The organism is Nocardioides caeni, from assembly GCF_004912195.1.
Classification (GTDB): domain Bacteria; phylum Actinomycetota; class Actinomycetes; order Propionibacteriales; family Nocardioidaceae; genus Nocardioides; species Nocardioides caeni.
Map to the genome: position 1 here is coordinate 83569 of NZ_STGW01000012.1, position 21701 is coordinate 105269.

The window sequence follows — 21701 nt, forward strand, 5'->3', positions numbered from 1 at the left end:
TCGTGTCGGGCGACAGTCTGCCGGATGTCAGCCGGGTGCGGGCAGCCGCCGTCGTGCCGCGTCGTCCCACCCGAGCCCCGGCTCGTCCGCGGAGATGCCGGCGTCGTCCACGCGCAGCAGCACGGTCGTCAACCGCCCCTCATCCCTGCTGTAGGACGAGCGGAGCACCTCGAGGTCGAGCGGCTCGGCGGAGCGGGTGGCGTCGACCGCGGCCGCGACGACGGGCCACCAGTCGGGTCCGTGGGTGGCATGGGTGAACGACGAGCTCGGCGCGTCGCTCTCGGCGTGCCCCGCCAGGGTGATCTCGAGGTGCGCCGTCGCGGGCACTGACGAGCAGCCCGCCGATCTCCTGGGGACTCGGGTCGTCGTCCGGAAGCGTGGTGGAGTCGCCCTGCTCGACCGTGAGCCCGTCGGCAATCTCGACGCGGACCTGCCAGGGGGTGAGCCCGGCGTCGTCCGCGGTCGAGCCGCTGCGCTCGATCACCCCGGCGATCTCCTCCGCCGTCGCGTCGGCTCGCATCGTGACGGTGAAGTCGTTGTGCACCCCGACGTCGAGTCCGTTGCGTTGCTCCACCTCGACGCTGCCCACACCCGCCAGCGCGGAGAGCGCGAGCAACAGGACGGTCCGCGGGGCCCGAGTGGCCACGCGCGATCCCTCGGACCTGCTCACTGAGCCGACAGGCCAGCGACGGTCCGTGCGGTCGCACGGAAGCTGGCGGCGACGTCACCGCCGTCGAGGTAGCTGCCGACGAGCATCGCGTCCCGCAGCAGCACCAGGCCGGCAGCGGTCGCGCCCGGATCGGGGGAGCCCGCCGCGGTCGCCAGGGCGGTGAGCGTCTCGCGGAACCAGTCCCGGTGGCGCCGTACGACGGCGCGCACGGGACCGTCGGCGTCGGGGAACTCGGCGCTCGCGTTGATGAACGGGCAGCCGCGGGTGTGCAGGCGAGTGGCGTCCTCGGCCACCCCGCCGACGAGACGGACGTCGCTGCCGCCCACGCCAACGCGGCCTCGCTCGCCGGCACCTCGGTGCGCGACGTCGCCGACCACGTGCAGGAGGTCATCGAGCTCCTGGACCGCAAGCCGATCGTGATCGGCCACTCCTTCGGCGGTCTGCTCGTCCAGATCATCGCGGGCCGCGGTCTCGCCGCCGGCACCGTCGCCATCGACCCGGCGCCGAGCCAGGGCGTGCTGCCGCTGCCCTACTCCTCGCTCAAGGGCGCCTTCCCCGTCCTGGGCAACCCCCTGAACTACGGCCGCACGGTCACCCTGACCTTCGACGAGTTCCGCTTTGGCTTCGCCAACGCGGTCTCCGAGGAGGAGGCCCGCGAGCTCTACAGCACCTTCCACACGCCGGCGCCGGGCCGCCCGCTGTTCCAGGCAGCGACCGCGAACTTCAACCCGTGGGCGAGGACGAAGGCGGCGAAGAAGGGCGCCGACCGCGGCCCACTCCTGGTCGTGACCGGCGAGAACGACAACATCGTGCCGTTCGCGATGGCCAACGCCGCGTTCAAGAAGCAGCGGAAGAACCAGCACCACGCCACCGAGATCGTCGAGATCGCCGGGGTCGGCCACTCGCTGGTCATCGACAGCCACTGGCGCGAGGTCGCCGACGCCGCACTGGACTTCCTGTCCCGCAACGGACTCGGCGCCTGAGGTCCCAGCCGCCCGGAATAGGATCGACCCCCGTGAAGACCCTCGTGATCGGCACCGGTGGACGCGAGCACGCGCTCGCCCTGGCACTCTCCCGCGACCCCTCGGTCAGCGAGGTGCACGCCGCGCCGGGCAACCCCGGCATCGGTGCGTTCGCGACGCTGCACGACGTCGACGCGATGGACGGGGCCGCGGTCGCCGACCTCGCGGCGCGACTCGAGGCCGACCTCGTCGTGGTCGGGCCGGAGGCGCCGCTCGTCGCAGGCGTCGCGGACGCTGTGCGGGAGCAGGGCATCGCGGTCTTCGGTCCCTCGAAGCCGGCCGCGCTGCTCGAGGGCTCGAAGGCCTTCTCGAAGGAGGTCATGGCGGCGGCGGGCGTGCCGACCGCCGGGTCCCGCACCTGCACCAACGCTGACGAGGTCGCCGCCGCGCTCGACGAGTTCGGGGCGCCGTACGTCGTGAAGGACGACGCGCTCGCCGCCGGCAAGGGCGTCGTGGTGACCAACGACCGGGACGAGGCGCTGGCCCACGCCGCCGCCTGCGACCGGGTCGTGATCGAGGAGTTCCTCGACGGGCCCGAGGTCTCGCTCTTCGCCGTCTGCGACGGGACGACGGCCCATCCGCTGCAGCCCGCCCAGGACTTCAAGCGGATCTTCGACGGCGGCCGCGGTCCCAACACCGGCGGCATGGGCTCCTACTCGCCGCTGCCGTGGGCGCCCGCCGACCTCGCGTCCGTGGTCATGGAGCAGGTCGTGCAGCCCACCCTCGACGAGATGGGCCGCCGCGGCGCACCGTTCGTCGGTTGTCTCTACGTCGGTCTCGCGCTGACCGCGGCCGGTCCGCGGGTCATCGAGTTCAACTGCCGCTTCGGCGACCCGGACATCCAGCCGGTGCTCGCCCTGCTCGAGTCTCCGCTCGGCGAGCTGCTCCTCGCTGCCGCGCAGGGACGGATCGCCGAGGTGGAGGCCCCCCGCTTCCGTGACGCCGCCTCCGTGACCGTCGTCCTCGCCTCCGCCGGCTATCCCGAGTCGTCCTCGAAGGACGACGTCATCACCGGCGTCGGCGCGGCCAACGGCGTCGCCGACGTCGACGTCATCCACGCCGGCACCGCACTCGTCGATGCGCCCGAGCCCGGCGACCCCGGCCATCGCCACCTCGTCACCGCCGGCGGCCGCGTCCTCGCCGTCCGTGCCGTCGGCTACGACGTCGCCGACGCGCGCGCCCGGGCCTATGCCGCCGCGGACCTGATCTCCTTCGACGGCCTGCAGCGGCGCTCCGACATCGCCGCCGAGCCGCTGGGCGTGGTCGAGGGAGCCTCGATCGTCGAGGGCTGAGCCCGCTGCTCCGCACGACGCGGGCATGGGAGAATCGACCCCCGTGACCGTTCCCAACGTCCTCGCGACCCGCTACGCCGCCGCCGACCTCGCCGCCATCTGGTCTCCGGAGCACAAGATCGTCCTCGAGCGGCAGCTCTGGATCGCCGTGCTGAAGGCCCAGAAGGACCTCGGGATCGACGTGCCCGACGGGGTCATCGAGGCCTACGAGAAGGTTGCCGACCAGGGTGAGCAGGGCGTCGACCTGGCGAGCATCGCCGCCAGGGAGCGGATCACGCGCCACGACGTGAAGGCGCGCATCGAGGAGTTCGCGGCGCTCGCCGGCCACGAGCACATCCACAAGGGCATGACGAGCCGCGACCTCACTGAGAACGTCGAGCAGCTCCAGGTCAAGCAGTCCCTCGCGCTGCTGCGCGACCGCGGCGTCGCCACCCTGGCCCGGCTGGCCCACCTCGCCGCCGAGCACGAGCTGACCGTCATGGCCGGCCGCTCGCACAACGTCGCCGCGCAGGCGACCACCCTCGGCAAGCGCTTCGCGACAGCCGCCGACGAGCTGATGATCTCGCTCGAGCGCATCGAGGACGTGCTCGGTCGCTACCCGCTGCGCGGCATCAAGGGCCCGATGGGCACCGCGCAGGACATGCTCGACCTGCTCGGCGGCGACGCCGACAAGTTGGCGGACCTCGAGCAGCGCGTCGCCCGCCACCTCGGCTTCGACCGCGTGCTCACCAGTGTCGGCCAGGTCTATCCGCGCTCCCTCGACTTCGACGTCCTGTCCGCGCTGGTGCAGCTGACCGCGGCGCCCTCCAACCTCGCCACCACGATCCGGCTGATGGCCGGCAACGAGATCGTGACCGAGGGGTTCAAGGAGGGACAGGTCGGCTCCTCCGCGATGCCCCACAAGATGAACACCCGCTCCTGTGAGCGGGTCAACGGCCTCGCCGTCGTCACGCGCGGCTACCTGTCCATGATCGGGGAGCTCGCCGGCGACCAGTGGAACGAGGGCGACGTCTCCTGCTCCGTCGTCCGACGAGTGGCACTGCCCGACGCCTTCTTCGCCGTCGACGGGCTGTTCCAGACCTTCCTCACCGTGCTCGACGAGTTCGGCGCCTTCCCCGCGGTGATCCAGCGTGAGCTCGACCGCTACCTGCCCTATCTCGCGACCACCAAGGTGCTCATGGCCGCTGTCCGCAACGGTGTCGGGCGGGAGGCCGCGCACGAGGCGATCAAGGAGGCCGCGGTCGGCACCGCGCTGGCCGTGCGGCAGGGGCAGGTCGAGAACGACGTCTTCGCCAAGCTGGCCGCGGACGAGCGGCTCGGCCTCACCGCCGAGCAGCTGCAGTCCCTGGTGGCCGAGCCGATCGCCTTCACCGGCGCGGCCGTGGCGCAGACGCAGGAGGTGTGCCGGCGGGTGGCCGAGGTCGTCGCGGCGCATCCGGACGCCGCGACCTACCGGCCCGGCGCCATCCTCTGATCGGCGCTGGTCCGGCAGGGAGCCTGATGCCGGTCGTCGAGGTCGTCCTCCCCGTGCCGCCGGCCGCTGCCTTCGCCTACCTGGCAGATCCGCGCAACCGCCCGGCCTGGCAGTCGAGCCTGCGCGCGGTCGCCGAGGTCGTCGTACCTGACGGCGACCCGACGGCCGTCGGCGTCACCTGGACCGACGTGACGGCAGTGCCCGGCGTCCGGCCCCGCCTGCGCACGGTCGTGTCCGAGCCCGGTCGTCGGTGGGCCGAGGTCGGTGAGCTCGCCGGCTTCTCCGCCACGCTGGACCTGGCCTTCGGGCCGGAACCGCGGGGGACGAGGGTGGTGGCCACCTTCACGGTGGCGGGCTGGGGTGTGGGTGCTCTGCTGGGACGCCTGGCCGTCGTCGCGGTGCGATCCGATCTGCGTCGCGCCGGCGAGCTCATGCGGACCGCGGGTCACGAGTAGGACACGTTTTTCGGACGTACTCGTCGGTAACCGTGCGCTCGTTCGGATAGGTCGCTACGTTGTCGCCCACTCTGTGACGCCAGTCACGTCGGGAGGGGTGGGGATTTGCTCGCGGTCCAGAACCTCGAGGTGGTGTACGACGACGTCGTGCTCGCGCTGCGTGGCGTGAGTCTGGAGGTGCCCGACGGCAAGATCGTCGCGCTCCTCGGCGCCAACGGTGGAGGGAAGTCGACGTTGCTGCGGGCGCTGTCGGGCCTGCTCGACATCCACAACGGTGAGATCCGCAAGGGCGTGGTGACGCTCGACGGTGCCTCGATCGGCCAGCTGAAGGCATCCGCCTTCGCGCGGCGCGGCATCAAGCACGTGCTGGAAGGGCGGCGCGTGTTCAAGGAGCTGTCGGCCGAGGAGAACCTGCGGGTCGGCGCCCACGCCAATCGCAAGAACCTCGCCGCCAACCTGGACCGCGTCTATGAGCTGTTCCCGGTCCTCAAGGACCGGCGCGACGGCCAGGCCGGGCTGCTGTCCGGTGGCGAGCAGCAGATGCTGGCGATCGGCCGGGCGCTGATGTCCGACCCGCGCTACCTGCTGCTCGACGAGCCGTCACTCGGACTGGCACCCAAGATCGTCGAGCAGATCCGCGACATCGTCGTCGAGATCAACCGCCAGGGCACGGGCATCCTGCTCGTCGAGCAGAACGCCACCATGGCACTGGCGATCGCCGATCACGGCTACGTCGTCGAGAACGGCCGGGTCGTGATGGACCGTCCCGCCGCGGAGCTGCGCAACGACGCCGACGTCCGCGAGTTCTACCTCGGTCTCGGCGCCGAGGGGGACGCGGCCAAGTCGTTCCGGTCGGTCAAGCACTACCGCCGTCGGAAGAGGTGGGCATCGTGAGCGAGGCATCCGGCTCTCCCGTCCTGGCCTTCGAGGACGTGCACCTCTCGTTCGGCGCGGTCAAGGCCGTCAACGGCGTCAGCTTCACCGTCAACGAGGACGAGCTGTTCGCGGTGATCGGGCCCAACGGCGCCGGCAAGACGAGCATCTTCAACGTCCTCTCCGGCGTCTATCGCCCGCAGCAGGGTCGCGTGGTGCTGGAGGGCCGCGACCTCCTCGGCATGCGTCCGCCCGCGATCGCGCGGCTCGGCGTCGCCCGCACCTTCCAGAACATCGAGCTGTTCGCCAACCTGACGGTGGTCGACAACCTGATGCTCGGCCGTCACCAGCACCTGCGCTACGGCACGCTCGCGGCCCTGCTCTGGGTGGGCCGCGCCCGCGGCCAGGAGGTCGAGCACCGCCGCCGCGTCGAGGAGATCGTCGAGTTCCTCGAGCTGGAGCAGTGGCGCAAGATGCCGGTCGGTCTGCTGCCCTACGGCGTGCAGAAGCGCGTCGAGCTCGGCCGCGCGCTGGCCATGGAGCCGCGGCTGCTCCTGCTGGACGAGCCGGTCGCCGGCATGAACCTCGAGGAGACCGAGGACATGGCCCGCTACATCCTCGACATCCGCGACGAGCTGCGGATCCCGATGATCATGGTCGAGCACGACATGGGTCTCGTGATGGACATCGCCGACCGCGTCATGGTCGTCGACTTCGGCACGCCCGTCGCGATCGGGACTCCCGCCGAGGTGCAGCGCAACCCCGACGTGATCCGCGCCTACCTCGGCGGGGATCCGGACGTCGAGGCAGCGGTCGAGGCAGGGGTGGAGGCCGCGATCGCGGCCGAGGACGAGGGGGCGTCAGCATGACGCGCACGTTGGTGACCCGGATCCGCGACCGTGCGGCCGCGACGCCGCGGGGCGTGGCGATGCGGGAGAAGCGGCTCGGGGTCTGGCACGAGATCACCTGGGCGTCGTACTGGGACTCGGTCGTCGACGTCGCGCACGCCCTGCTCTCGCTGGGCGTCCAGCCGGGCGACCGGGTCGCGATCCAGTCGGAGAACCGGCCCGAGTGGCTGATCCTCGACATGGCGACCGTGGCGATCCGGGGCACGACAGTCGGGCTCTATCCGACCAACCCGTCGGCCGAGACCGACTACCTGCTGACCCACAGCGGTGCCTGCGTCCACCTCGCCGAGGACCAGGAGCAGGTCGACAAGGTCCCCGACGTCGCCGATGCACCGACGCTGCGGACGATCATCCACGTCGAGACCCGCGGCCTGCGGACCTACGACGACCCGCGGCTGCTGCCGTGGGACCGACTGGTCGAGCTGGGCCGCGAGCACCGCGCTGCCCATCCGGGAGCGGTGGAGGCGCTGCTGGAGGCGGCCGAGCTCGACGACGTGATCACCCTCGTCTACACGTCCGGCACGACCGGCCCGCCGAAGGGCGCGATGCTCACCCACCGCAACGCGGAGTTCGCCCTCTCCACGGTCCTGGAGAAGAGCCCGTTCACCGACCCGGCGCCGGGGCCGAAGGACCTCACGCTGTCCTACCTCCCGCTGTGCCACGTCGCCGAGCGGGTCCTGACGACCTGGTACAACGCCGGGGCCGGCACCCAGGTCAACTTCGCCGAGTCGATCGAGACCGTGCCGCAGAACCTCCGCGAGGTGCAGCCGACGCTGCTCTTCGCGGTGCCGCGGATCTGGGAGAAGCTGCTCGCCTCGGCGCGGATCAAGCTGGACTCCGCGACCTGGTTCAAGCGCCGTCACGCCCGCTTCTGGCTGGCCCGGGCCGACCGGATGGGCCAGACCCTCGCGGCCAACGGCGGCCGGCACACCCTCGGCACCCGTCTCGTCTATGCCGTGGGGTGGGTCTTCTTCTACCGCGCGCTGCGCGACCGGCTCGGGCTGCGCCGGGTCCGCCACGCCAGCAGCGGCGCGGCCCCCATCGCCCCCGAGGTGCTGCAGTTCTTCATGGGCATCGGCGTGCCGATGCACGAGCTCTACGGGATGACGGAGAACACCGCGATCGCCACCGCCAACCGGCCCGGCCGGGTCAAGCTCGGCACGGTCGGGGAGACGCACGAGGGGATCGAGGTCCGACTCGACGACCAGACCAACGAGATCCTCACCCGGCACCCCGCCGTGTTCGCCGGCTACTGGCAGGACCCGGAGGCGACGGCCAACACCATGACCCCCGACGGCTGGCTCCGGACGGGCGACGTGGGGGAGTGGGTCGACGGCACGCACCTGCGGATCACCGACCGGATGAAGGACATCATCATCACCGCCGGCGGCAAGAACGTCGCGCCGTCGGAGATCGAGAACGGGCTCAAGGCCTCGCCGTTCGTCAAGGAGGCGATCGTCATCGGCGACGGCCGCAAGTACCTCACCGCGCTCATCGGGATCGAGCTCGACACGGTCGGTGCCTGGGCGCAGAAGCAGAACCTCGCCTTCACCACCTACCGCGACCTCAGCGAGAAGCCGGAGGTCCGCGCGCTCGTGCAGTCCGTCGTCGACGAGGTCAACACCCGCCACAACCCGGTCGAGCAGATCAAGCGGTTCCAGCTGCTGCCCAAGGAGCTCGACCACGAGGACGGCGAGCTGACCGCGACCCAGAAGGTCAAGCGCTCCGCGATCGACGCGATGTTCCACGACCTCGTCGAGGAGATGTACGCCGGCGCGGCGGCTGGATCGACCGGAGGTGCGGCATGACCGAGTTCCTCGGAGCGGTGTCCGGCGGGGTGGGCCTCGGCGCCGTCTACACCCTGCTGGCGCTGGGTTTCGTCATCATCTACAAGTCGATGCAGGTGATCAGCTTCGCCCAGCCCGCCTTCATGTTCGCCGGTGCTCTGCTGGTCACCTACCTGACGCCCCAGATCGGCTTCTTCCTCGGCGTCGTGGTCGCGGCCATCGGCATCGCCGCGGTGGGCCTGGTGGTGGAGCGGCTCGCGATCCGACCGATGGTCGGCAAGCCGGTCTTCGTCATCGCCATCATCACGATCGGCATCGACGTCATCGTGCGCACGATCGGCGGCGCCTTCGTCGGACGGGATCCGCGGCAGATCGGCGATCCGTGGGGCAACCAGACCTTCGACCTCGCAGGCGTGACGATCTATCAGCGTCACGTGGCGGCGGTCGTGGTCACGACCCTCCTCGTGCTGGCACTGCTCGCCTTCTTCCGTTGGACGCCGATCGGTCTGGCCATGCGTGCCTCCGCGCTCGACCAGGAGGCCGCCATGGCGCAGGGCGTGAGCGTCGGGAGCGTCTTCGCGATCTCGTGGGCGCTCGCGGGTGCCCTGGCGACGGTCGCCGGCGTCTTCGCTGCGACCAACACCGGCGGCTCGATGGACCGCAACCTGTGGCTCGTCGCGCTGGCGGCGCTGCCGGTGATCATCCTGGGCGGGCTCGACTCCCTGGGCGGAGCGGTGCTGGGCGGCCTGATCATCGGGGTGCTGCAGCAGCTCGTCGCCGTCTACCACCGCGACTGGTTCCCCTTCCTCGACACCAACCTCCGCGAGATCACCCCCTACCTCGTGATGCTCGTGGTGCTGCTCGTCAGACCCCATGGCCTGTTCGGCACGAAGGAGGTCGAACGCGTATGACCACCCCACGAACTTCTTCTCCTCCGCTGCGCACCCCCGAACAAGGTTCGCGGGGACCCCGGATGACCACCCTGATGAAGGGCACCCGGTGGGGTCGCCCCGAGCTCTACACCGACTACCGCCAGGAGATGGCGCTCCTCAACACGCGGTCCAAGAAGGCCGGCACCATCGCGATCATCGCGCTGGCCGCCGTCCTGCCGCTGACGGTCGCTGACGATCTGCTGGCCATCCTCTACGCAGGCCTGATCCTCGCGATCGGCGCGATCGGCCTCAACCTCGTCACCGGCTACGCCGGTCAGGTGTCGCTCGGACACGCCTTCTTCGTCGGCATCGGCGCCTACACGGCTGCCGTCATCTCAGGCGATCCGGACGACCGCCGGCTCGGCTACGGGATCGAGCTCATGCCGGTCTGGCTGCTGGGCGCCGGTCTCGCCGCCGCGCTCTGCGGCGCGCTGATCGCCCCGGTCGCGACCCGGTTGCGGGGCCTGTACCTCGCGGTCGTCACCCTCGGCCTCGTCTTCATCGGCCAGTACCTCTTCCGGGAGTTCCGTGAGATCTCCGGGGGCGCCGAGCAGAGCCGCCGCGCGGCCGAGCCGACCCTCTTCGGGATGAACCTCACCGAGGACGGCGCGTGGACCGAGGAGCAGAAGCTCTACTGGTTCGGACTCGGCCTGTTGATCGTCATGGCGGTGCTGGCGCGCAACGTCGCCCGATCGCGGATCGGCCGGGCGCTGCAGGCGATCCGCGACCGGGACGTCGCCGCCGGCGTGATGGGCGTCGACCTCACGCGCTACAAGGTCATCGCCTTCACCTTGTCCTCCTTCTACGCCGGTATCTGCGGCGCACTCCTCTACGCCAGCATCGGGAGCTTCACCCCGGAGCGCTTCGGCCTGCTCATGTCGGTGCAGTTCATCGCCATCGTCCTCATCGGGGGCGTCGCGACGATCAGCGGCACGATCATGGGGGCGATGCTGATCGCGCTGCTGCCGCGGATCGCGGGTGAGCTGCCGGCTTTCGTGCCGTTCCTGTCCGGCTCGCCGAGCGAGCACCCCAACGTGTTCGAGTTCCAGGAGGTCATGTACGGCGTCCTGATCGTCGTCTTCCTGCTCTTCGAACCGCGCGGGCTGTTCGGTATCTGGCACCGGGTCCGCACCTACTGGAAGAGCTTCCCCTTCTCGTACTGACTCCCAGACGCTCCCGCTGACCCCAGAGGGAGATGGCACCACCACAACCACCGGAGGAACTGTGATCACTAGGAACGCAAGGGTCGGCGCGATCGCCGGGGTGCTGGTCGCGAGCCTGGCCCTGGCCGGCTGCGGCCGCGAGGACGAAGGCGGCGAAGGCGTCAGCAAGGACGGTGAGGGCGGCACCATCTCCCTGGGCACCATCACCGACCTGACCGGTCCGTTCGCCGGTGTCGGCGAGCCGTTCACCGCCGGCCAGGCGGCGTTCTGGGAGGACGTCAACGACGCGGGCGGCATCGACGGCTGGAAGGTCGACGTCACCAAGCACGTCAAGGACAGCGGCTACGACCCAGCCGTGCACGCAGAGCTGTTCAACGAGATCAAGGACGAGGTCCTGGCGATCGGCCAGTCCCTCGGTACCGCTCACACCAATGCGATCCTTGAGGACGCGACCGCGGACAAGATCATCGTCGGGCCGGCCTCCCTCGGCTCCAACTGGATCTGGGACGAGGCCGCGATCCAGGTCGGCACCAGCTACTGCGCCGAGGCCATGAACGCCGTCGACTACGCCGTCGAGCAGGGCGCCAAGTCCATCGCCGTCGTGCACCTGCCGGGTGACTACGGCGACGACGCCATGGTCGGCGCCCGGATCGCCGCCGAGGCCAACGACGTGGAGTTCACCGACATCGAGACCGGCCCGGTCGCAGCCGGTGACGACCAGGCCGCCGCCGTCCGCGCGGTCGTCCAGGCCGACCCCGACGTGCTGATCGTCGCCGCCTCCCCGCAGGAGCTCGGTGCCGTGATGGGTGGCGCCTTCCAGCAGGGCTGGCAGGGCCAGGTGATCGGATCGATCCCGACCTGGAACATCGCCCTCGTGGCCGACGACTCCCCGGTCAAGGACCTGATCACCTCCGCCTACATGCAGGCGACGTCGTTCCCGACCTGGGACGCCGACGTCCCCGGCTTCGAGGCGATGCGCGCAGCAGCCGGTGACCAGGCGCCCAACGACTGGTTCGCCATCGGCTACGCCAGTGGCTACGTCATGAAGGCGATCCTCGAGAAGGCCATCGAGGAGGCCGGTGACGACGGCCCCACCCGTGAGGACGTCTACAACGCCGCGCAGGAGCTCACCAGCGTCGACTCGCAGGGCACCCTGCCGGAGGGCACCGGCAACTACGCCGGGGAGCCGAACGAACAGGCCGTCCGCGTGACCCAGCTCAACAAGGTCGACCCGGACGCCTCCGGCAAGATCTCGGTCGCGGTCGAGCCGTTCGTCGGCCCGACGGCCGAGGGCTACGAGTTCACGGAGCCCTGCTACGAGATGAAGTGACCGGCCGGCGTGGCGCGAGCTCGCTCGCGCCACGCCGTACCGCCGGTCAGATCGAGTAGCGCCACGGCTGAGCCTGCGAAGCCGTGACGCGCGTATCGAGATCCGGTCAGCTGAGACAGCGGCGGCCCGCCACCCGATGGGTGGCGGGCTGTTGCGTCTCGATACGCCGCCTCGTTCCTCGGCGGCTACTCGACGACCGACGGCGGCCTGACGTCGAGGACCACCTCGAACTCGAGCAGGTCGGCGCCGGTCGCGACGGGCTTCTTCGGGGCCTCGCCGGGCTTGTCGGCGTGGGCGGCGCGGGCGTCGCCGTCGCGCCAGGCGGCGAAGGACTCCTCGTCGGCCCACTGGGTGACGACGAAGTAGCGCTCGTCGCCGGCCGTCGGGCGGAGCAGCTGGAAGCCCAGGAAGCCGGCCGCGTTCTCGACGGCGCCGGCGCGAGCGGCGAACCGCTTCTCCAGCTCCGGTCCGGCCTGCGGGGGGACGTGGATGGCGTTGATCTTCACGACGGGCATGGGGTGAGTCTGCCAGTCCGGCGCTCGAGTGCCGGGGCTGCTTGCCCTGGATGCCGGACCGGTCCGGGCAGACCTGAGGGGGGATCGTGGTCTGCCCGGACCGGGGTTCGGGGCCGTTGTCGCCGGAGGCGACTCCGGGTCAGGAGATCGGCGTCGCGGTCACCACCAGGTTCCGCGGCTGGACATCGAGCCCCGTGCCGACCTCCGCGACGACGAAGCCCGACGACGGTGTCGCCCCACGCGACACCGTCGGGCCCGGGGCCGCCTGCGCCGGGGTCGCCCGCCACCGCCGACCACGGTCGCACCACTGATCACCATGAGCGCGGCCGTGCAGGCGGCCGCGCGCCGAGACGAGGAAGTCAAGGGGAGCACCTTCGTTCCGAGGGCCGGACCCCACGCCCCGCCGGAACCAGCGAACCCTCACAATCGCGGACGTGACAATGCCTGGTCGTGGATGTCGCCCGCCGGGTCACCCGCTCCTGACCGTGATCGCCGTGCTGGCTGCGGTCGAGGTCGCCAGCGGCGTGATCCAGGGCTACTACGGCCCCGTGATGGTCGACATCGCGCATGTCCACGACGTCCGGTACGCCGACCTCAACTGGCTCGACGCCTGCCAGCTCGTGTTCTCGGCCCTGGTCGTGCCGCCGTTGGCGCGCCTCGGCGACCTCGTCGGCCACCGCCGGGTCCTGCTCGCCGCCACCGCGGTGGCCGCGGCGGCCACCTGGGGCATCGCCCTCGCGCCGGCCTACCCGCTGCTGCTGCTGGCCTGGACCCTGCAGGGCGTCTACATCGTCTGGCTGCCGCTGGAGATCGCGATCGTCCACCGCCGGGCCGAGGGACATCCGGACCAGGGCCGGCTGACGCGCCGCGGCGCGGCGATCCTGGTCGCCACCCTCGAGCTCTCGGTGATCGCGGCGGCGGTCGCTGCCGGCCAGCTCGCCGACCGTCTCTCGATGACGACGCTGCTCGTCGTGCCCGCCGTCATCGTCACCCTGTGCCTCCCGCTGCTCGCGCTGCTCGACGAGGTGCCGCCCGTGCGCACGGAGGGCCGGGTCGGCTTCGACTGGGCCGGCCTCGCCCTGATGGCGCTCGCGGTCCTGTCGGTCCTCGGCGGCCTCGTCCTCGTCCGCCTCCTCGGCGCCGGCTCCGCCCCGGCCTGGCTGATGGTCCTCGCCGGACTGGTGCTGCTCGTGCCCTGGTGGCGGCACGAGGCGGCCCACCCCGACCCCATGGTCGACGTACGCCTGCTGGCGCAGCCCGCGCAGTGGAGCATCCAGGCCACGTCCTTCCTCATCGGGATGTCGCTGCTGGGCGCCCAGGTGCCCTTGCAGACCTACTTCCGCAGCGACCCTGACGTCCACGGCTTCGGCTTCGGGCTGAGCGCCGCCGCCGGGTCGGGGCGGACCGCCCTCTACGTCGCGTGCCTGGCGATCGGCGCGCTCACCCTCGCCCCACTGAGCCGGATCCTGGGCGCGCGCCGCGCGATGGTCGCCGGGTGCCTGGCGACGGCGGCAGGTTATGCACTGTGGCTGCCCCTGCACGGCAGTCCCGGGGCGGCCTGGGGGGTGATGGCGCTCATCGGTCTCGGTACCGGTGGCCTCGTCGCCGCCGTCCCGGCCGCCGCGGCGTCGGTCGCACCGGTCGAGCGGATCGGAGCCGCCGCCGGCCTGACGAACGCGACGAAGGCGATCGGCGGTGGACTCGCGTCCTCCGTCTTCGCGCTGTGCCTCGCCGCGACCGGCAGCGACCGCGCGAGCGCGGGCAGCCTGGAGGGGTACTTCGCCGTGTGGACGATCTGCTCGGTCGCCGCAGCCGCTGCCGCCGTCGTGCTGCTGGTCACGGCGCGCGTGGCGGTCCCAGCAGATCCAGCTCGATCGCCTTCTGGATGACGGCGTCGCGGGAGTTGACGCCGAGCTTGCGGTAGATGCGGCGCAGGTGCGTCTTCACGGTGTTCTCCGAGATGTGGAGTGCCGCGGCGGTGGCGGCCCGCGTGGGGTGTCGCGCGAAGGCCGCGATGACGGTGCGCTCCTGAGCGGTCAACGCCGGCGGCGCAGCGACCGCGGTCACGACGTGCGGCACGGGCGCCGCCAGGTAGTCGATCAGCGCGGTGTTGTTGCGATCGGCCGCCAGCGCCCGCAGCGCCGCCAGGTCCTCGCCCGGCAGATACATCAGGTGCAGCCGCGCACCGCCGGGGCCGACGAGCGCCACCATCCGGTCGAGCAGGGCGATGGCCGTGTCCGGTCGGTCGACCCGCAGCGCCGCGGCGGCGCCGAGAGCCAGGACCGCCGCCGTGGAGCGCCCCGTGTGGCCGGCGAGGGTCTCCACGTCCGGCAGCGCCGCGACCACCTCCGTCGCCTCGCCGGCCAGCAGCCGTGACAGCAGCACGGCCGGTGCCAGCTGGCCGGGATAGCGGGTGCGCAGGCGCAGCAGGGGACCGGCCTTGGTCCGGTTGCCAGCGGCGAGCCAGAGGATCGCCAGCGTGCCGCGGACCGCGGCCGAGCCGAGGCTGTCGGCCATCCCCGGCGGCGCCGGGGTACGGGCCAGTGCGGCCTCGACACGGTGTGCCTCCGTCGTGGCCTGGCCGAGCCCGAGGTGGGCGTGCATCAGCGTCCAGGTCACGAACGGCCAGAACTCCGAGGCCGTGGCGAAGGCGCAGCCGTCGTACTCGCTGATCGAGGCAGCCAGGTCGAAGTCGTCGACCAGCAGAGCGGCGCGACCGATCCGCCCGAGCGCATTGGGATAGGTCTCGGTCTGCCCCGGCCGCCACGCGCCGGGGTCGATGTGGTCGAGCGCGGCGCGCGCCTCGGCGGTGCGTCCGTCCAGGGCGTTGAAGCCGACGGCGTAGACGGCGGTGTGGTTGAGCGACTCGGCGTGGGTGCTCAGCGTGATCGCCTGCATCGTCGTCGCGCGTGCGGCGTCGATCTGGCCGTCCTGGAAGAGGGAGTAGGCCAGGTGCCGCAAGGTGGTCGCGCCCAGGTCGGTGACATGGAGCTGCTCGCCGTCGGGGATCGTCGCGAAGTAGGCCAGCGCCTGGTGGGCGGCGCGGCCGGCCTCGTCGAACCGGCCCAGGATCCGCAGGCTGGCCGCCTTGGCGGTGTGGCAGGTCAGGATCTCCCCGGGCGTCATGTCGGGGCTGCGTGGCGTCGTCCACGCGGCGGGGATGCGGAAGAACTCGACGGCCGCGCCGTGCAGCGCGGGGTTGCGATGACAGGCCAGGCCCCGGCCGAGGGCGAGGGCCGGGTACTGCGTCAGCGCGCGGCGTGGCACGCTCGCCAGCTGGCGGTCGAAGCGGCCGGTCGTGATCGTGTCCGGGTTGCTGGCGACGAGTGCGGCATAGACCCGGCCGGCGATGTCGTACTGGCGGGCATCGACGGCGACCTCGAAGGCAGCCTCGAAGTTGCCGTTGCGGTGCAGCCATCCGACCGTCTGCAGGGCGAGCCGGGCCCGTCGGCCGGCCGGCAGCTGCTCGACGTCGGCGCGCATCGCCGTACGCAGCGACTCGACGTACTGGAACACCTGCCGGCCCGGCGCGAACGGGATCCAGCGGCCCAGGCCGTTCCACTCGAGCTCGGCGATGACGGCCTTCGCCTCCGGCGACCCGGTCAGCTCGATCGCCAGCTCCACATCGAAGTACGGCGGCACGCTGGTCGCCAGCACGAAGGCCCGGGTCGCGGCGTCCGTGAGCTGGCCGCGCAGGTCGTCGGCGACCAGCGACGGCCAGTCCGGGACGCCGTCGGAGGCGCGGGCCAGCGAGATCATCCCGGCCCGGACCGCCAGAGGGAACCCGCCGGTCGCGCGGTGCAGGTCGGCCGCGTGACGGGTGGTGCCCGGCGCGCCGTGGGTCGCGAGGAGGGCAGCCGTCTCCTCCTCGGTGAACGCCAGGTCGGTCGCGGTCAGCAGCTCGACATCCCCTCGCAGGGTCCGGCCCGGATGGGCCAGGCCCGTGGTGGTGCGGGTCGTGATCACGACCGTGAGATCGGGGTGGGCCCGGACGAGCCGCTGCACGTCGTCGTCGACGGCGGCGGTGGCGTCGCGGAGCCGCTCGTAGGCGTCGAGGACGAGGACCAGCCGCGGTCGGCTCGCGAGCGCCGTCGCCACCAGGGCGGGCAGGTCCGTGGCCCGCTCCAGATCCGCGACGAGATCCGCGGCGTCGGCGGTCGGCAGCACGCCGAGGCGACCGGCGTTGGTGACGACGGCCTGCCACAGGTTGGTGCGGCCGACGTGGTCGGTGTCGAGGGTGACCCAGACGACCTGCAGGCTCTCCTGCTGATCGACCCATGAGCGGACCAGGCTCGTCTTGCCCGAGCCGCTGGGAGCGGACAGCACCACGACGCGGGACTCGTTCGTGCCGAGACGATCGAGCAGGCGGGGGCGGGGCAGGAGGACCGGCGTCGATCCCGTCACCGGTGCCGTCCCCGTCACCCGGTCTCGACGCGTCTGGTCAGGCCCGGGCGTTGCCGCCCCAGTTGGCGAGCTTGGCCGCGATGGTGGGGAGGTCGGCCGGTGAGTCCTGGCCCTCGGCATGCGGCGCGAAGAACCACACGTGGAAGTGGCCGCGGTGTGCGCCGTAGCGGCTGACGTCGACGTACGCCGACTCCGGCAGGTTCTCGATGATCCGCACCAGGCGGTTGGAGATCCGGCCGAACTGGGACGCGAGCTCGTCATCGAGCTGGCCGACCCGGGTGTGCTCGCGGGTCTGCAGCAGCAGCGAGGCGGCCATGTCGGCTGGGCCGTCGGTGTAGGAGAGGATCCAGAACTCGTCCTCCCAGACGATCCGCTCGGGCGCGACACCCGCACACTCGGGGCACTCGCCCGGGATGGTCTGGCGCTGGGCGCCGACGATCCGGGCCCAGACCTCTTCCGCTTCTGCCGACTCCACCATGTTCCTACTGTGCCACCCGCCGCGTGCCGGTCGTCGGCCGCCCTGCCCTCGCCGCAGGCGCGTCAATAGGCTGGGGCCGTGACCCTCGCGAACATCCCGCCCGCCCCGGTGCTCCCCGGCGCCCGCCACCTGCACTCCGGGAAGGTGCGCGACCTCTACGAGATGACCGAGGGCCCCCACATCGGCAAGCTGCTGATGGTCGCCAGCGACCGGCTCTCCATCTTCGACTTCGTCCTGGAGACGACGATCCCCGACAAGGGCGAGATCCTCACCCGGATGTCGTTGTGGTGGTTCGACCAGCTCGCCGCGCTCGTGCCGCACCACGTCGTGTCGACCGACGTCCCCGACGCGGTCCGTGGCCGCGCGGTCATCTGCGAGCGGCTCGACATGTTCCCCGTCGAGTGCGTCGCCCGTGGCTATCTCACCGGCTCCGGCCTGCTGGACTACCGCGCCACCGGTGAGGTGTGCGGCATCGCGCTGCCCGCGGGTCTCGAGGACGGCAGTCGCCTGCCCGAGCCGATCTTCACGCCCGCCACGAAGGCCGACCTCGGCGACCACGACGAGAACGTCTCGTACGACGCCGTGGTGGCCACCGTCGGCGCGGAGTCCGCCGCCGCGCTGCGCGACCTGACCCTGCAGGTCTATGGCCGGGCCGAGGAGATCGCCCGCGAGCAGGGCATCATCCTCGCCGACACGAAGTTCGAGTTCGGGACCGGCGCGGGCGGCGCGATCGTGCTCGCCGACGAGGTCCTCACCCCCGATTCCTCCCGCTACTGGCCGGCCGACGACTGGCAGCCCGGGCGCACCCAGCCGTCGTACGACAAGCAGATCGTGCGCAACTGGGCGCTCTCGCCCGAGAGCGGCTGGGACAAGTCGTCCGGGGACGCGCCCCCGGCGCTGCCGGCCGAGGTGATCGAGCGGACGCGCAGTCGCTACATCGAGGCCTACGAGCGGCTCACCGGCGAGCGCTTCTGACGCCACCGCATCGGGCCACCCCCGGCCGCTGCCGGACTGGTCCCGCGCACAATCCGGCGCCGGTCGGACTGGGCGCCGGACCAGTGACCGGGCTCACGTCCGGCAAGTAGGTTGAGGCCATGACGAACCTTGCCTCCTTCCTCGACGACAGCGCCCGGGACTTCCCCGACCGCACCGCCCTGGTGTTCGGCGACACCCGGTTGAGCTACCCGCAGGTCAACGGCGCCGCCAACCAGGTCGCCAACCTGCTGGTGAGCCGGGGCATCAAGCCCGGCGACAAGGTCGCGCTCAGCTGCCCGAACCTGCCGTACTTCACGATCGTCTACTTCGGGATCCTCAAGGCCGGCGCCACCGTCGTGCCGCTCAACGTGCTCCTCAAGGGCCGCGAGGTGGCCTACCACCTCGGCGACTCCGACGCGAAGGCCCTCTTCGCCTTCCAGGGCACCCCCGACCTGCCCATCGGCGCCGAGGCCTACGAGGGCTTCCAGGGCGCCGACGGCTGCGAGCACTTCTTCGTCATCACCGCCGACCCGACCGCGCCGTCGCCGATCGAGGGCACCGAGACCCTCGGCCAGGGCCTGGCCGGCCAGTCGCCCCAGTTCGACACCGTCGCCGTCGACGACGACGACACGGCCGTCATCCTCTACACCTCCGGCACCACCGGTCAGCCCAAGGGCGCCGAGCTGCGACACCGCAACATGCGCGACAACGCGCTCACCGGCAAGGACCTCTTCGGCGCGGACTCCGCCAACCCGGACACCTATCTCTGCGTCCTCCCGCTCTTCCACTCCTTCGGCCAGACCGTCATCCAGAACGGCGGCTTCGCCTTCGGCGGCACGGTCGTGCTGCTCCCGCGCTTCGAGGCCGGCCCCGCACTCGGCCTGATGCAGCGCGAGGGCGTCACCTTCTTCGGCGGCGTCCCGACGATGTACTGGGGCCTGCTCGGCGCCCTCGACGACAGCGTCGACGTCGCCGGGCTCGCCAAGAACCTCCGCGTCGCCGTCGCCGGCGGCGCCGCCCTCCCCGTCGAGGTCCACAAGCAGTTCGAGGAGCGCTTCGGCGTGACGATCCTCGAGGGCTACGGCCTGTCCGAGACCTCGCCGGTCGCATCGTTCAGCAAGTACGGCCAGCCCGTCCGCGTCGGGTCCATCGGCCTGCCGATCCCTGGCGTCGAGATGAAGCTCCTCCAGCCCGAGACCTGGGACGAGGTCGACGGCACCATCGAGGAGGACGGCAAGACCGCCGTCGGTGAGATCGCCATCAAGGGCCACAACATCATGAAGGGCTACTACCAGCGCCCCGACGCCACCGCCGAGGCGATCAGCCCCGACGGCTGGTTCCGCTCCGGCGACCTCGGCCGCCGCGACGCCGACGGCTGGTACTACATCGTCGACCGCTCCAAGGACATGATCATCCGCGGCGGCTTCAACGTGTACCCCCGCGAGATCGAAGAGGTGCTCCTCACCCACCCCGCCATCTCCCTCGCCGCCGTCATCGGCGTCCCTCACGAGTCCCACGGCGAGGAGATCAAGGCCGTCGTCATCCTCAAGCCCGGCGAGAGCGCCACGCCCGAGGAGATCGTCGCCTGGAGCAAGGAGCAGATGGCGGCCTACAAGTACCCGCGCATCGTCGAGATCGTCGAGAACCTCCCGATGACCGCGACCGGCAAGATCCTCAAGCGCGAGCTGAGCTGATCGACTGCGCGAGCTCGTCGCCCTGTCGGGGCCGGCCGCCCGGGCGCTCGCGGCGCTCGGCCCGCGGACCGGCCCCGACGCGGCTTCGCCGCTGGGGCGCCGCGCTGCCGCGCCGCGGTTGTCTTCCGTAGGTCCTGCCCTGGTCCGGCGGCAAGCCGACTCTGCAGGTTGATTTGCGCGAGCTCGTCGCCCTGTCGGGGCCGGCCGCCCGGGCGCTCGCTGGGCTCGGCCCGCGGACCGGCCCCGACGCGGCTTCGCCGCTGGGGCGCCGCGCTGCCGCGCCGCGGTTGTCTTCCGTAGGTCCTGCCCTGGTCCGGCGGCAAGCCGACTCTGCAGGTTGAGGGGTCCGGGGGCGGCGCCTGCGGTGCCGGACGGGGCGACCCCCGCCGGCACATCGGGGTGCCCTCGGCGGGAAGCAACGGTCAGCCGCGCACGACGGTGGCCGAGGGCGGGGGCCCCGCTCTGCGCCGCCGGGGGTCGTCCCGGGAGGCGCCGCAGGCGCCGACCCACCCACTCCCCCCGGGTCACAGTCCGGCGCAGAGGCTACGGAGGTCTCGAGACGGCCGTGGCCGGCCTCCTCGACCAACGGAGGCGGACGGCCTCCTCGACGAACGGAGGGGGCTCCGTCCGGTCCTCGGCCGCCGGGTGCGAGGCCGAAGCGGCGCACCACTAGAATCGCGACGTGGCCCGAGTCGTCGTATCTGTCATGCCGAAGCCCGAGATCCTCGACCCGCAGGGGAAGGCCGTCCATGGTGCGCTGCCCCGCCTCGGCTTCACCGGGGTGAGCGACGTCCGTCAGGGCAAGCGCTTCGAGCTCGAGGTCGCCGAGGTGACCGACGCGGTGCTCGCTGAGGTCGAGAAGATGGCCGAGACTCTGCTGTCCAACCCGGTCATCGAGAACTTCACCGTGACCGTCGAGGACCAGCAGTCGTGAAGGTCGGGGTCGTCACCTTCCCCGGATCGCTCGACGACGTCGACGCCCAGCGCGCCGTACGTCTGGGTGGCAACGAGGCGGTCGCGCTCTGGCACGGCGACGCGGACCTCAAGGGTGTCGACGCGGTCGTGCTTCCCGGTGGCTTCTCGTACGGCGACTACCTCCGTTGCGGCGCCATCTCCCGCTTCGCTCCGGTGATGGACAAGGTCGTCGAGGCGGCGAAGGGCGGCATGCCCGTCCTCGGCATCTGCAACGGCTTCCAGATCCTGTGCGAGTCGCACCTGCTGCCGGGTGCGCTGATCCGCAACGACCACCGCAAGTTCGTGTGTCGCGACCAGCTGCTGCGCGTGGAGAACAACCGGACCCCGTGGACGTCGGCCTATGCCGAGGGCCAGGAGATCCGGATCGTGCTCAAGAACGGCGAGGGTGGGTTCGTCGCCGACGCCGAGACGCTGGCGCGCATCGAGGGCGAGGGCCAGGTCGTGGCCCGCTATCTCGAGGTCAACCCCAACGGGTCACTCAACGACATCGCCGGCGTCACCAACGAGCGCGGCAACGTCGTCGGCCTGATGCCGCACCCCGAGCACGCGGTCGAGGAGCTGACGGGCTGCGGCCTCGACGGCCTCGGCTTCTTCAGCTCGCTCGTGGAGCGCACCTTCGCCTGACCCCGCGATGGGGAGGACTCCCCATCCGGTTTTCCGCCCCGGCGTGCCCGCGGTCCACTACGCTGCGGACTGCCTCGGCGCTGCTCCACGCTGGCGTGCTCTCGGACGTGGCCACCCTTGTTGGTGTTGA

The 21701-nt window shown here is 71.5% G+C and carries 20 protein-coding genes; 15 read left to right on the forward strand and 5 right to left on the reverse strand.

Translation table 11 applies throughout. The features are described 5' to 3' along the window. Positions 1-27: 27 nt before the first annotated feature. Together E9934_RS15545 and E9934_RS15550 are read right to left on the reverse strand one after the other, a co-directional pair. Entirely contained in the window at positions 28-327 is a 300-nt protein-coding gene (locus tag E9934_RS15545) for a hypothetical protein (protein WP_136563806.1), read from the reverse strand. A gap of 339 nt (positions 328-666) precedes the next feature. After that, a complete protein-coding gene (locus E9934_RS15550; protein ID WP_162851560.1) occupies positions 667-963 on the reverse strand; it encodes a TetR family transcriptional regulator C-terminal domain-containing protein in 297 nt (98 codons plus the stop codon). Between E9934_RS15550 and E9934_RS15555 the strand changes: the two genes are divergently transcribed. From E9934_RS15555 to E9934_RS15600, 10 genes are all read left to right on the forward strand, one after another. Further along, on the forward strand, positions 937-1653 hold the full coding sequence (locus E9934_RS15555; RefSeq protein ID WP_202977344.1) for an alpha/beta hydrolase: 717 nt from the start codon (positions 937-939) through the stop codon (positions 1651-1653). The genes E9934_RS15550 and E9934_RS15555 overlap by 27 nt on opposite strands. A gap of 32 nt (positions 1654-1685) precedes the next feature. Continuing rightward, a complete protein-coding gene (purD, locus tag E9934_RS15560; protein WP_136563809.1) occupies positions 1686-2984 on the forward strand; it encodes a phosphoribosylamine--glycine ligase in 1299 nt (432 codons plus the stop codon). Between the two features lie 25 nt (positions 2985-3009). Then, complete coding sequence (gene purB, locus E9934_RS15565; RefSeq protein ID WP_136563810.1) at positions 3010-4458, forward strand: adenylosuccinate lyase; 1449 nt, start codon at positions 3010-3012, stop codon at positions 4456-4458. 26 nt (positions 4459-4484) lie between these two features. Further along, complete coding sequence (locus E9934_RS15570; protein WP_136563811.1) at positions 4485-4913, forward strand: SRPBCC family protein; 429 nt, start codon at positions 4485-4487, stop codon at positions 4911-4913. Positions 4914-5018: 105 nt separating this feature from the next. Continuing rightward, positions 5019-5807, forward strand: a complete 789-nt coding sequence (locus E9934_RS15575) for an ABC transporter ATP-binding protein (protein ID WP_136563812.1) — start codon at positions 5019-5021, stop codon at positions 5805-5807. Beyond that, complete coding sequence (locus tag E9934_RS15580; protein ID WP_238694997.1) at positions 5804-6655, forward strand: ABC transporter ATP-binding protein; 852 nt, start codon at positions 5804-5806, stop codon at positions 6653-6655. The genes E9934_RS15575 and E9934_RS15580 overlap by 4 nt, the downstream gene beginning before the upstream one ends. Beyond that, complete coding sequence (locus E9934_RS15585; protein WP_136563813.1) at positions 6652-8502, forward strand: AMP-dependent synthetase/ligase; 1851 nt, start codon at positions 6652-6654, stop codon at positions 8500-8502. The genes E9934_RS15580 and E9934_RS15585 overlap by 4 nt, the downstream gene beginning before the upstream one ends. After that, positions 8499-9392 carry a branched-chain amino acid ABC transporter permease gene (locus E9934_RS15590; RefSeq protein ID WP_136563814.1) on the forward strand — a complete coding sequence of 298 codons (894 nt, stop codon included), beginning with the start codon at positions 8499-8501 and terminating at the stop codon, positions 9390-9392. Before E9934_RS15585 ends, E9934_RS15590 begins: the two co-directional genes overlap by 4 nt. 62 nt (positions 9393-9454) lie before the next feature. Then, complete coding sequence (locus tag E9934_RS15595; protein ID WP_238694998.1) at positions 9455-10576, forward strand: branched-chain amino acid ABC transporter permease; 1122 nt, start codon at positions 9455-9457, stop codon at positions 10574-10576. 61 nt (positions 10577-10637) lie between these two features. Beyond that, positions 10638-11906 (forward strand): ABC transporter substrate-binding protein, encoded by a 1269-nt coding sequence (locus E9934_RS15600; RefSeq protein ID WP_158295026.1) that lies wholly within the window; start codon positions 10638-10640, stop codon positions 11904-11906. Positions 11907-12091: 185 nt separating this feature from the next. Here the strand turns inward: E9934_RS15600 and E9934_RS15605 are convergent, their stop codons facing one another. Then, a complete protein-coding gene (locus E9934_RS15605; RefSeq protein WP_136563817.1) occupies positions 12092-12421 on the reverse strand; it encodes an antibiotic biosynthesis monooxygenase family protein in 330 nt (109 codons plus the stop codon). A 485-nt stretch (positions 12422-12906) separates the two neighbouring features. Between E9934_RS15605 and E9934_RS15610 the strand changes: the two genes are divergently transcribed. Further along, entirely contained in the window at positions 12907-14310 is a 1404-nt protein-coding gene (locus tag E9934_RS15610; RefSeq protein ID WP_238694999.1) for an MFS transporter, read from the forward strand. On the opposite strand, the gene E9934_RS15615 is transcribed toward E9934_RS15610, so the two are convergent. Together E9934_RS15615 and E9934_RS15620 are read right to left on the reverse strand one after the other, a co-directional pair. Beyond that, entirely contained in the window at positions 14258-16825 is a 2568-nt protein-coding gene (locus tag E9934_RS15615; RefSeq protein ID WP_136563818.1) for a LuxR C-terminal-related transcriptional regulator, read from the reverse strand. The two genes, E9934_RS15610 and E9934_RS15615, sit on opposite strands and share 53 nt — an antisense overlap. 37 nt (positions 16826-16862) lie before the next feature. Further along, positions 16863-17303, reverse strand: coding sequence for a hypothetical protein (locus E9934_RS15620; RefSeq protein WP_136563819.1), 441 nt, complete (start codon positions 17301-17303; stop codon positions 16863-16865). 78 nt (positions 17304-17381) lie between these two features. On the opposite strand from E9934_RS15620, the gene E9934_RS15625 reads away from it, so the two are divergent. The 4 genes from E9934_RS15625 (at position 17382) to purQ (ending at position 21571) form a co-directional block, all read left to right on the forward strand. Next, entirely contained in the window at positions 17382-18278 is an 897-nt protein-coding gene (locus E9934_RS15625; protein WP_162851562.1) for a phosphoribosylaminoimidazolesuccinocarboxamide synthase, read from the forward strand. A gap of 119 nt (positions 18279-18397) precedes the next feature. Beyond that, entirely contained in the window at positions 18398-19972 is a 1575-nt protein-coding gene (locus tag E9934_RS15630; protein WP_136563820.1) for a long-chain-fatty-acid--CoA ligase, read from the forward strand. 682 nt (positions 19973-20654) lie between these two features. Then, positions 20655-20906 (forward strand): phosphoribosylformylglycinamidine synthase subunit PurS, encoded by a 252-nt coding sequence (gene purS / locus E9934_RS15635; RefSeq protein WP_136563821.1) that lies wholly within the window; start codon positions 20655-20657, stop codon positions 20904-20906. After that, positions 20903-21571 (forward strand): phosphoribosylformylglycinamidine synthase subunit PurQ, encoded by a 669-nt coding sequence (gene purQ / locus E9934_RS15640; protein ID WP_136563822.1) that lies wholly within the window; start codon positions 20903-20905, stop codon positions 21569-21571. Before purS ends, purQ begins: the two co-directional genes overlap by 4 nt. The last annotated feature ends 130 nt before the right edge of the window (positions 21572-21701 follow it).